This window comes from Gammaproteobacteria bacterium, assembly GCA_035546635.1.
In the GTDB taxonomy this organism is placed as follows: domain Bacteria; phylum Pseudomonadota; class Gammaproteobacteria; order JAURND01; family JAURND01; genus DASZWJ01.
Genome location: DASZWJ010000017.1, coordinates 92852 through 104158, shown reverse-complemented (window position 1 = coordinate 104158; position 11307 = coordinate 92852). Strand labels below are relative to the sequence as shown.

Annotated in this window: 8 protein-coding genes and 2 tRNA genes; 9 read left to right on the top strand and 1 reads right to left on the bottom strand. The window is 44.2% G+C overall.

Annotation, left to right across the window (positions count from 1 at the left end; translation table 11 throughout):
• Positions 1–139: 139 nt before the first annotated feature.
• Positions 140–1201, top strand: a complete 1062-nt coding sequence (locus VHE99_03295) for a hypothetical protein (protein ID HVV68050.1) — start codon at positions 140–142, stop codon at positions 1199–1201.
• A gap of 143 nt (positions 1202–1344) precedes the next feature.
• On the opposite strand, the gene VHE99_03290 is transcribed toward VHE99_03295, so the two are convergent.
• Positions 1345–1420 (bottom strand) — tRNA-Arg (locus VHE99_03290).
• Positions 1421–1573: 153 nt separating this feature from the next.
• On the opposite strand from VHE99_03290, the gene VHE99_03285 reads away from it, so the two are divergent.
• The 8 genes from VHE99_03285 to rlmN all read left to right on the top strand — a co-directional run bounded on the left by VHE99_03285 (position 1574) and on the right by rlmN (position 11268).
• Positions 1574–1658, top strand: a tRNA-Leu gene (locus VHE99_03285).
• Between the two features lie 36 nt (positions 1659–1694).
• Complete coding sequence (gene tig / locus VHE99_03280; protein HVV68049.1) at positions 1695–3086, top strand: trigger factor; 1392 nt, start codon at positions 1695–1697, stop codon at positions 3084–3086.
• Entirely contained in the window at positions 3083–3709 is a 627-nt protein-coding gene (gene clpP / locus VHE99_03275; GenBank protein ID HVV68048.1) for an ATP-dependent Clp endopeptidase proteolytic subunit ClpP, read from the top strand. Before tig ends, clpP begins: the two co-directional genes overlap by 4 nt.
• Before the next feature lie 326 nt (positions 3710–4035).
• Entirely contained in the window at positions 4036–5286 is a 1251-nt protein-coding gene (gene clpX, locus VHE99_03270) for an ATP-dependent Clp protease ATP-binding subunit ClpX (GenBank protein HVV68047.1), read from the top strand.
• Positions 5287–5464: 178 nt separating this feature from the next.
• Positions 5465–7879 (top strand): endopeptidase La, encoded by a 2415-nt coding sequence (gene lon, locus VHE99_03265; protein HVV68046.1) that lies wholly within the window; start codon positions 5465–5467, stop codon positions 7877–7879.
• A 314-nt stretch (positions 7880–8193) separates the two neighbouring features.
• On the top strand, positions 8194–9534 hold the full coding sequence (pmbA, locus tag VHE99_03260) for a metalloprotease PmbA (protein ID HVV68045.1): 1341 nt from the start codon (positions 8194–8196) through the stop codon (positions 9532–9534).
• Positions 9535–9709: 175 nt separating this feature from the next.
• A complete protein-coding gene (gene ndk / locus VHE99_03255) occupies positions 9710–10132 on the top strand; it encodes a nucleoside-diphosphate kinase (protein HVV68044.1) in 423 nt (140 codons plus the stop codon).
• Positions 10132–11268: a 23S rRNA (adenine(2503)-C(2))-methyltransferase RlmN gene (gene rlmN / locus VHE99_03250; GenBank protein ID HVV68043.1), complete on the top strand. Its 1137-nt coding sequence runs from the start codon at positions 10132–10134 to the stop codon at positions 11266–11268. The genes ndk and rlmN overlap by 1 nt, the downstream gene beginning before the upstream one ends.
• Positions 11269–11307 lie beyond the last annotated feature (39 nt).

The following is an 11307-nucleotide window of genomic DNA, read 5'->3' as shown; positions in this document are numbered from 1 at the left end:
CCGAAGTGGATAGCAGAGGCTATCCCAAAAGCTCTGTCAATATTTTAGTTCCAAACAGAAAATACAGTATTTCATATTTTCTTAATAATATGAGCACATAATAATTTTATTAATTATTAGTTATTATTTGGTGAATATGATGAGTCAGATTAAACAGCCGAAAAAGAATCTCGGACTTGATCAGGGTGAGAAAAAAAATACCAGGTGGGACTGGTTTGGAAAGCCTAAAATTCCACAAACTATTGGCGCCGATCAGCATGGGGAAGAGGTAAAAATTAAAAGCCTCTGGCTTGAAAAACCTCAGCCTTTAACTAAAACAATTGAACTAATGGTGTCGGAAGATACTCCAGGAAGATTGTCTAGTCGCTTAAATCAATTTCGAGGACTCCCTACAGATAACCCTTTGTTTTCTGCAAAAATTGCATTAATGGTATTAGCATCATTATTAGATAGTAAAAATATTAAAAATGAATCACATGCAGTTAAGAAGATTTCAATACTCATGGAAGAAATAATACATAAAGGGACTTGGGGTGAAATTGAACAATTAAAAGAATTTTTACAGAATTATGGTTCGGCTAGTAAAGATCATTCTAAACCACTGGTTAGTGCATTAAAGGATTCGTCTTCGCCATTATTAAAATTAGATGATTATTTTTTTAGTTGGCGCAAACAAAAAGAACTCCAAACAACTGCAGGGTTAGATGACTATAAGCAAAAAAATCCACAATATAAAATGGGGTGGTGGTTCAAGATTAGTCAGCTCTTATCACATATTCTATTAGCTTTGGATACTGAAAACCCGAAGAAAAATCAAGCTCTGTTGGAACTGGCTGAAACATTAGGTATGCTCCAAGTAAAAGTAGTGAGTTCAAAAGATTTTAAAAAAATCTCAGCATATGACTCTAAATATTTGAATATACATGCCAACTCAATGAATGATGATGAGGATGAAGTCCCCCCACTTCCAAAAATTTCAAGTGCTGCCTTCCCCCAATATCTAACAGGATTGCGGGAGGCTTGTTCTAATCTCATAACTAGGCAGCATCAAGATTTAACAGCAGAGGAATTAGAGAAAATAAGGTTGTTGCCGACAGTACTTATAAAGCTGATCCAGGATTATATCAAATTCGAAAAAGATGGTGTAAAAGATACTGATCTGGAGGCTTTAGCGGTTATAGAGCCTAGGCGATTTTTTTAATATATGGATCTATAGCAATTTAGACCCGTATCCGGGTTGCTTTTATTTCTTCAGCAATTCCATTCCATTGCACGGCAATGACCGACTAGCGTCTCAAAGCTTGTTATTTGAGGATTAAAAACGCGAATTTAAAAAAAGATTCATGGCGCCCCGGGCAGGATTCGAACCTGCGACCTATCCCTTAGGAGGGGATCGCGCTATCCTCTGTGCCACCGGGGCGCACGCTTTTCAATATATTTCATTTGACTGCGTATGTAAATCATACCAAAATGCACCCCTGGCTTTTTCCAAACCCTCCCTAAATTCCGCCTGGAACAGGCAAAATGTCTGAGAATGGCGTTAGCAGAGAGTTTATCTATCCAAAGTCATAAAGCGAGAGTGGCGGAACTGGTAGACGCGCTGGATTTAGGTTCCAGTGGGGCAACCCGTGAGAGTTCGAGTCTCTCCTTTCGCACCAAAATTCAAGAAATTAGCATCCATTTAGAGGTTACACATGCAAGTCACTGTAGAAGTATTACCCGGTTTAGAACGAAAAGTAGTAGTCAAAGTACCTGGAAGCGGGGTGCAAAGCGAAATTGAAAAACGTTTAAAAGATTTAGCGCCCAAGGTCAAAATTGATGGCTTTAGGCCAGGAAAAGTGCCGTTTAATATCGTACGTCAGCGTTTTGAAGATTCTGTACGCCGTGAAGTCGTCTCCGAAGTGATTGGCTCTTCCTATCAGGAAGCCATCCAACAGGAAAAATTAACCCCCGCTGGACTGCCGAAAATAGATTTAGCGACCGTTATTCCGGGTCAGGCATTGGAATTTGAAGCCACATTTGAAATCTATCCCACCATCGCACTGAAAGAATTGCAAGATGTTGAAATAGAAACCGTCAAAGTCAACATTGATGAAAATGATGTCGATCAAATGCTGGAAAAACTACGTAACCAACAAGCTGAATGGGTAGAAACTACCGAGCCTGCGGAAAAAGGCAACCGCGTACTCATCGATTTTGAAAGCACCCTGGATGGCAAGTCATTTGAGGGTGGGACAGGTAAGGACGTCACGGTGCAGCTGGGTACAGGCGCTGCAATTCCTGACTTTGAAAATGCCTTGCTAGGTACAGCAGCCGGGCAGGAAAACATCACCTTTACCATCCAATTCCCAGTTAATTATCATCGTAAGGATTTGGCAGGCAAATCTTCTGCTGTCACTGCAAAAGTTCATAAGGTGCTGGTTGCTAAGCTGCCGGAAGTCGATGAAGAATTTGCTAAAAAATTGGGAGTGGCGGATGGTAACATCGAACAGTTACGCAAAGAAATCCGCGATAACCTACAGCGTGAGCTAGATTACAACGTTAAAAACCAACTCAAAGGCCAGGTGTTAACAAAATTGCTTGAGTTAAATCCTGTAGAATTGCCTAAAGTGCTGGTAAATGAAGAAATCAAGAATTTACAGAAGCAAGAGCGTGAGGCTGGCAAACACCATGCGCATGACCACGATCATGACCATGAATGCGATCATGACCACGATCACGATCATGACCATGAGCATAGTGAAGATCATGCACATTCTGAGAACAAAACACAGTTTGAGCAAATGGCGAAGCAGCGTGTAGGATTAGGCTTATTATTCGGAGAAATCATCCGCAATCACCAGCTTAAAGTCGATTCCGCCCAGGTTCAAGCTAGACTGGAGCAAATAGCTGCCCCTTATAAAGATCCACAGCAGGTGGTTGCTTGGTATCGTAACAATAAAGAGCAGATGGCACAAATAGAAGCCTCGGTCATTGAAGACCAGATTGTGGATATCCTCACGAAACAAGTCAAACTGAAAGAAACTGTCAAAACTTACCGTGAACTGGTAGGCCAACAACAAGCAGCAGGGAATGCAAACCTATGATAATTGAAAATAAACATCTTGGCGCCTTATCCACTCAGGCGCAATTGGTGCCAATGGTTGTCGAGCAAACCGCTCGTGGCGAGCGCGCTTACGATATCTATTCGCGCTTATTAAAAGACCGCGTGGTGTTTTTGGTCGGTGAAATTGAGACCCATATGGCGAATCTGGTAGTGGCACAATTATTATTTCTGGAAGGAGAAAATCCTGACAAAGAGATTTCTCTGTATATTAATTCCCCAGGCGGTTCTGTCAGTGCAGCTTTATCTATTTATGATACCATGCAGTTTATTAAACCGGACGTCAGCACGTTATGTATCGGTCAAGCAGCGAGTGCGGGGGCGTTGTTATTAGCTTCCGGCGCAGCCAAGAAACGCTATTGCCTGCCACACTCCACGGTGATGATCCACCAAGTGTTGGGTGGTTTCCAAGGGCAGGGAACTGATATAGAAATCCATGCTCGTGAGACTTTACGCATTGGGGCGTTGATAAATCAGATTTTAGCTAAGCATACTGGCCGAACCCTGGATGAGCTTAAAAAAGACACTGATCGAGATAATTTCATGGAGCCGTCTAAAGCTGTGGAATATGGGTTGGTGGATGAGGTACTTGAGAAGCGTAAATAATGGTTTATGGCTGCCTGTCGCCCTCATATCATTAACCAAAGTAGGCACCTCCCTTCTCCCACAAGGGGAGAAGGAAGGCGTCTATTTGTGGATAATGAGAGAGGGTGAGAGTTGTCTCAAAAATTTCCCATGTTCAGTGGGAAAAACTCCCCAAAACAGCCCAAAATGCCTATATTATGCAAATATTTTCACTTGAACCCCTGTTGTCCATTGAAATCCCACGAATACCACCCCATTATGTACTATAATGGTTGCATTCTAAGCATTTTTTGGCCGAATCGCGCTATTCGCACACCTTGATTCTATTTAACTGGGGGGACTGAACCATGACTAACAAAGAAAAAATGCCCAGCTGCTCTTTCTGTGGAAAATCCAAAAAAGAGGTGCAAAAACTCATTTCAGGTCCTTCAGTTTTCGTCTGCAATGAATGCGTGAAGCTTTGCAATGACATTATCCGTGAAGAAGAAGAGGCCAGTGCGGTTCCTGAGAGTCAAACCAAGCTACCAACCCCAGTTGAAATCAAAGACTTCCTGGATGAATACGTCATCGGCCAGAATGATGCCAAAAAAGCCTTAGCCGTTGCGGTATACAACCATTACAAACGTCTGTACAGCCGCATAAACAGCGATGATGTCGAATTGGGAAAAAGCAATATTTTGCTCATAGGCTCAACTGGTAGCGGTAAAACCTTATTGGCCGAGACATTAGCTAAATTCTTAAACGTGCCCTTCGCCATTGCTGATGCTACTACCCTTACCGAAGCCGGTTACGTAGGCGAAGACGTAGAGAACATTATTCATAAGCTACTGCAAAGCTGTAATTACAAAGTAGAAAAAGCCCAGACGGGTATTATCTATATCGATGAAATCGATAAAATTTCCCGCAAATCTGAGAACCCTTCCATTACCCGCGATGTTTCAGGTGAGGGCGTACAACAGGCGCTCTTGAAATTAATCGAAGGTACGGTCGCTGCCATCCCGCCGCATGGTGGGCGCAAACACCCGCAACAGGAATTTTTACAGGTCAACACTGCGAGCATTTTATTTATTTGTGGTGGCGCTTTCGCTGATTTAGAACGTATTATTCGTGCGCGCACTGAAAAGAGCGGTATTGGTTTTTCTGCTGAAGTCCGCAGCAAAGATGACAAACGCGCTATCAGTGAAATATTGCGTCAAGTTGAGCCTGAGGACTTAATTAAATTTGGGCTCATTCCTGAATTTGTCGGTCGTTTGCCAGTGGTATCAACGCTAGAAGATTTGGATGAAGAGCATTTAGTGCGCATATTGACCGAACCTAAGAACGCCTTAACTAAGCAATACGCGAAACTGTTTCAGATGGAAGGTGTTGAACTTGAGTTCACCGACACCGCCTTACGTGCGATCGCTCAAAAAGCCATGACGCGAAAATCGGGTGCTAGAGGGTTGCGTTCTATTTTAGAACATGTCTTGCTAGATATTATGTATAAACTGCCTTCGATGAAGCATGTGGCCAAAGTCATTATTGATGAGCCTGTGATTAGCGGTGAGTCAGAACCTACACTGATTTCTAAAGAGGATGAACCGACGCAGGCGGCATGATTTTGCATTCCTTCGACCAATTCTCCTTCTCCCACAAGAGGCATAGGTGTTAGGTTAAGCACTGTAGTCCCCTCTCCCACAAGGGGAGAGGGGACTACAGTGCTTAACCAGATGCCTATGCCCATAAGAGGAGAAAGAGAGTATGACTCAATAAATAAAATATCGGAACTTTCCCCACATGAACAAGATTTCTGAAATGACTCTTCCCGTCTTACCATTGCGTGATGTCGTTGTCTATCCGCACATGGTGATCCCACTATTTGTTGGCCGACAAAAATCAGTAAAAGCCCTGAAAGCTGCCATGGCAGATAGCAAACAGGTTTATCTCATTGCGCAAAAAGATGCCACCTTAGAAAATCCGCAGATCACTGATTTTTATCCCATTGGCACCGTTGCCACCATTTTACAATTACTCGAATTACCCGATGGCACCATCAAAGTACTAGTTGAAGGCAATAGCCGCAGTCGTACCAAAGAATTCCGCGAAGGAGAAGAATATTTCACTGCCGTCGTTGAATTGATCTCTGATGAAGAAAGTGACAAAGGCGCTGAAATGGAAGTTTTGGCGCGTTCTATTCTGTCGCAATTTGATCAATATATTAAATTAAACAAGAAAATTCCGCCGGAAATCCTAACTACTTTGGCTGGTGTTGAGGATTTAGGTCGCATGGCTGACACCGTAGCTGCTCACATGTCGCTTAAAGTGGAAGACAAACAAAAGATACTTGAAAAAGCCAATACCTTTGAACGCATGGAGTTAGTTTCTAGCTTGCTTGAAGGTGAAATTGAATTGCTGCAAATGGAAAAAAAGATCCAGTCGCGTGTGAAAAAACAAATGGAAAAAAGCCAGCGCGAATATTATTTGAATGAAAAAATGAAGGCCATTCAAAAAGAGCTGGGCGAACTGGAAGAAGGGGGTACCACTGAAGAGCAATTAAAAGCTAAGATTGAAAAATCCGGCATGACCCAGGAAGCCAAAGAAAAAGCCCTGGCTGAACTCAATAAATTAAAAATGATGCCACCCATGTCGGCTGAGGCCACAGTTTGCAGAAACTATTTGGATTGGCTATTAGCCGTACCCTGGAAAAAACGCAGCAAGGTCAGCCGTGATTTAGTGAAAGCGCAGAAAGTATTAGACAAAGATCACTATGGTTTAGAAAAAGTCAAAGAACGTATTATCGAGTTTTTAGCAGTACAGACGCGCGTCAAAAAAGTCAAAGGTCCTATTTTGTGCTTGGTAGGTCCTCCGGGTGTCGGCAAAACTTCTTTAGGACAATCCATTGCCAATGCGACTGGACGCGAATTTATTCGTATGTCATTGGGTGGCATTCGTGATGAGGCTGAGATTCGTGGCCATCGTCGTACCTATATTGGTTCCATGCCAGGACGCATCATTCAAAAATTATCGAAAGTGAAAGTACGCAATCCGCTGTTCATGCTGGATGAAGTGGATAAAATGGCCATGGATTTTCGGGGTGATCCCGCCGCAGCGTTGCTGGAAGTGTTAGATCCTGAACAAAATCATGCGTTCAACGATCATTACTTAGAAGTCGACTATGATTTATCTGACGTCATGTTTATCGCTACTGCGAATTCTCTGAATATTCCTCCGGCATTACTGGATCGTATGGAAATTATTCGGATTCCAGGTTACACCGAAGACGAAAAACTCAGCATTGCCTTGCGTTACTTAATACCCAAGCAGATCAAGGAATCCGGTCTGAAATCTGCTGAAATCAAAATTCTTCAGGGTGCGGTGCGTGATATTGTGCGCCATTATACCCGCGAGGCTGGGGTGAGAAATTTAGAGCGAGAAATTTCAAAAATTTGCCGCAAAGTCGTTAAATCGGTACTTATTAAACCTACGAAAAAACAAACGACAATCACTCCACGTAATCTTGAACATTACCTGGGCGTGATTAAATTCCGTCATGGTTTAGCTGAGCAGCATGACCAAGTTGGGCAAGTCACAGGTTTGGCTTGGACTGAAGTGGGTGGTGAATTATTAAAAATCGAAGCGACCATTATGCCAGGTAAAGGGAAATCCACTTATACCGGCAGCCTAGGCAGTGTTATGCAAGAATCCATCCAGGCTGCTGTGACCGTGGTGCGCAGTCGTGCGCGTATTTTGGGTATAGCAGAAGATTTTTATCAGGAAAAAGATATCCATATCCATGTGCCTGAGGGTGCCACGCCAAAAGATGGCCCCAGTGCCGGCGTCGGTATGTGTACTGCCTTGGTATCTGCATTAACTGGCATTCCGGTTAAAGCCGATGTTGCGATGACGGGAGAAATCACGCTGCGCGGCGAAGTGCTACCCATTGGTGGTTTGAAGGAAAAATTACTGGCTGCTTTGAGCGGAGGGATCAAAACCGTTATCATTCCGCAAGAAAATCAGAAGGACTTAAAAGAGATTCCGAAAAATATCACCGAAGGATTGGACATTCGGCCGGTGCGCTGGATAGATCAAGTATTGGGGATGGCTTTGCAGCATATGCCACAGCCTTTACAGGATGAAGCGGGCGGACAGGAAGTGTTGGTGGTCAGCGGTATTAAGCGTAAACGTAAAGATGACCAGATAAGCACGCATTGAAATTTTTCTCTGGGCACTATATTTGTTTAGCACTGTATCCCCTATCCCTTCTTCCCTGGTGGGCTAGGGTATGCACATATCTCTCATAAGCTTCCACGCTAAGGATTAGCGCTGTAACTCCCTCTCCCGCGAGAGGGGTTTGAAAGAACTCTAAACACATTCGCGGGAGAGGGAGTTACAGTGCTAAAGGGAGAGGGAATATAGTGCTAAGGGGGGAAGAAATACAGTACTGAAAAGGAACACAGAGCTCACCAGGAGAAAGGATTTAATCCCCGCTCAAAAAAATTCACAACCAACCTCACCAGTCAATCACCATGCCAACAATCAACCCCACCACAGAAACCCAAACCCCTGAAAATCTAGTCCGCTCCATGCTCGATCAGGCGAAACAAGCCGGAGTCACACAGGCAGAAGCCACCTTCCGCAATGAAGCAGGTTTTTCAGTCACAGTACGCAAGGGTGCTGTTGAGACCTTGGAACACCATCGCGCTAAAGGATTGAGTTTAACCGTCTATTTTGGTCATTGTTCAGGCAGTGCTGTCACCTCCGACCTAACACCCAGTGCATTACGTACTACCCTGGAAAAAGCGTGTAGTATCGCCCGCTTTACCGGCAACGATCCCTGCTCAGGATTAGCTGATGCCGAACTAATGGCCTACAACTATCCTGACCTTGATTTATTTCATGAATGGAATATCACCCCCGAACAGGGTATTGAAATAGCCACAGAATGTGAATCCCTAGCGCGCGGTTATGACAAACGCATTACCAATTCCGAAGGCGCCACTGTCAATACCTTTGCCCATAAAGAAATTTATGGAAACAGCCATGGTTTCTTAGGTGTATCCAATACCACTTATCACTCAGTGAGCTGCGCCTTGATCGCCCAGCATGGCCATGATATGCAAAGCGACTCAGACTACACTTGTGCGCGGGATCCAGAAGATTTACTCCCTATTTCAACAGTTGCTAAAAATGCAGCAGAGCGTACTGTTAAACGCCTAGATGCTCGCCGCTTATCTACCCGCAGTGCACCAGTCATTTTTCGTGCTGATGTAGCACGTGGCTTACTTTCCCATTTTTTAGGTGCAATCAGTGGCTCTAATTTGTATCGTAAATCTTCTTTTTTAGTCGATCAGTTAGGAAAACAAGTATTTCCGACGCAAGTGAGCATTGTCGAGCGACCGCATCTACTGAAAGCCCTCGGCAGCGCTGCCTTTGATGATGAAGGGGTTGCCACTTGTGAACGAGAAATCGTCAAAGAAGGTTTATTACAAGGTTATTTATTAGGCAGCTATTCCGCACGGAAATTAGGCATGAAAACCACAGGTAATGCCGGTGGCGCGCATAATGTGTTTATTAATACCTGCGATCAGGATCTAGCGGGTTTGTTGAAAGAGATGCAAACGGGTCTTTTGGTCACCGATCTGATGGGGCAGGGCGTGCATATGGTGACGGGTGATTATTCACGTGGGGCTTTTGGCTATTGGGTAGAAAATGGCGAAATCCAATATCCAGTACAGGAAATTACCATTGCCGGTAATTTAAAAGACATGTTTTCGAAATTAGTTGCCGTGGGTCATGATATTGATAACCGCGGTAATATCCATACCGGTTCTATTTGGATCGATTCTATGATGATCGCTGGGGAATAGTGATTTTCTATATCAGCCCTAACATTTTTCCTTCTCCCATCCCACAAGGGGATTCCCTTCGGTCACAGACGGGAGAAGGAAAAAGGTTATGGCTGTAAGAGGAGCTTTCTCGAGTTTGCCGTATTAAGCATTTCCTGTTACTCTTCCGTTTCCATAAAAAATAGGAGTATTTCCGTTGATTCAACGTACTTTATCTATTATTAAACCCGATGCCGTCGCTAAAAATGTGATTGGTGAGATTAACCGCCGTTTTGAGCAAGCAGGCTTAAAAATTGCCGCAGCTAGAATGTTGCAACTCAGTAAAAATCAGGCTGAAGAATTTTATGGTGTACATAAAGCGCGTCCATTCTTTAACGATTTAGTACAGTTCATTAGTTCAGGTCCCGTATTGGTGCAAGTACTGGAAGGGGATAATGCAATCGTTAAAAACCGCGATCTGATGGGAGCGACTAATCCTAAAGATGCCGCACCTGGCACTATCCGCGCTGACTTTGCTGATTCCATTGATGAAAATGCCGTTCACGGTTCAGATGCGCCTGAAACCGCCGCCTGGGAAATCAGCTTCTTTTTTAAACCGGAAGAGATTTTCAGCCGTTAATGGAAACAAAACCGCAAAAAATTAATCTCCTAAATTTCGATCGCGCAGCCATGGCGCGCTTTTTTGCAGAAGATTTAGCTGAAAAACCCTTTCGTGGCGATCAAATACTCAAGTGGGTGCATCAGGCTGGTGTGACGGATTTTGACGCCATGACAAATATCAGCAAGAGCTTGCGTCAAAAATTACACGAACGCGCCTATGTGCAGCTGCCACTTTCCATAATCTGGGAGAAAGTTTCAGAAGATGGCACGCACAAATGGCTGTTACGCCTGGAAGAGGGTAACTCCGTGGAGATGGTATTTATCCCAGAAGCACGCCGTGGCACCTTGTGCGTGTCTTCCCAGGTGGGTTGCGCCCTGGATTGCAGTTTTTGTTCCACCGGCAAGCAGGGTTTCAGTCGCAATTTAACTGTCGCGGAAATTATTGGCCAATTATGGATTGCCGTACGCCGTTTGGCGGCCTATGGCAAAAAAGGCGAGCGACCGGTCATCACCAATGTGGTGATGATGGGTATGGGTGAGCCCTTGTTAAATTTTGACAATGTGGTATCAGCCATGAGCTTGATGATGGAAGATCTGGCTTACGGCCTTTCCAAACACCGGGTCACTTTAAGCACTTCTGGCGTTATTCCGGCCATGCAACGTTTAAAAGACGTGAGTGAAGCCGCTCTAGCCGTGTCATTGCATGCGCCCAATGATTTGCTGCGTAATACTTTAGTGCCGCTGAATAAAAAATACCCGCTGCAAGAGCTGATGCAAGCGTGTCGTGATTACTTTAAAAATCAACCCAAACGGGTTGTGACATTTGAATATGTGATGCTCAAAGGTATCAATGACACCCCAGAGCTTGCTCGGCAGCTTGCGGATTTATTGCGCAATGTACCGTGTAAACTGAATTTAATTCCCTTTAATCCCTTTCCCCTTACGGAATACCAGTGCTCTTCTTTTGAAGTGATTCGGGAGTTTCAGAGTCTATTGCAGAAAAGTGGCATTCACGTAACCATACGCAAAACGCGCGGCGACGATATCGACGCGGCCTGTGGTCAACTGGTGGGTAAATTTCAAGATCGTACGCGGCGCAATGATCGTTGGTTGAAAAAGCGGCTTTTGATTCCGGTAGTGGTCGCCAGCGACTAGCTACAGTATGAAATTTCTTAATCTGGGGGTGAACATTTG

Coding starts and splice junctions, on each gene's coding strand:
- lon (HVV68046.1), top strand. CDS start 5,465: ATGAACAAGATTTCTGAAATGACTCTTCCCGTCTTACCATTGCGTGAT.
- clpX (HVV68047.1), top strand. CDS start 4,036: ATGACTAACAAAGAAAAAATGCCCAGCTGCTCTTTCTGTGGAAAATCC.
- pmbA (HVV68045.1), top strand. CDS start 8,194: ATGCCAACAATCAACCCCACCACAGAAACCCAAACCCCTGAAAATCTA.
- VHE99_03295 (HVV68050.1), top strand. CDS start 140: ATGAGTCAGATTAAACAGCCGAAAAAGAATCTCGGACTTGATCAGGGT.
- rlmN (HVV68043.1), top strand. CDS start 10,132: ATGGAAACAAAACCGCAAAAAATTAATCTCCTAAATTTCGATCGCGCA.
- clpP (HVV68048.1), top strand. CDS start 3,083: ATGATAATTGAAAATAAACATCTTGGCGCCTTATCCACTCAGGCGCAA.
- tig (HVV68049.1), top strand. CDS start 1,695: ATGCAAGTCACTGTAGAAGTATTACCCGGTTTAGAACGAAAAGTAGTA.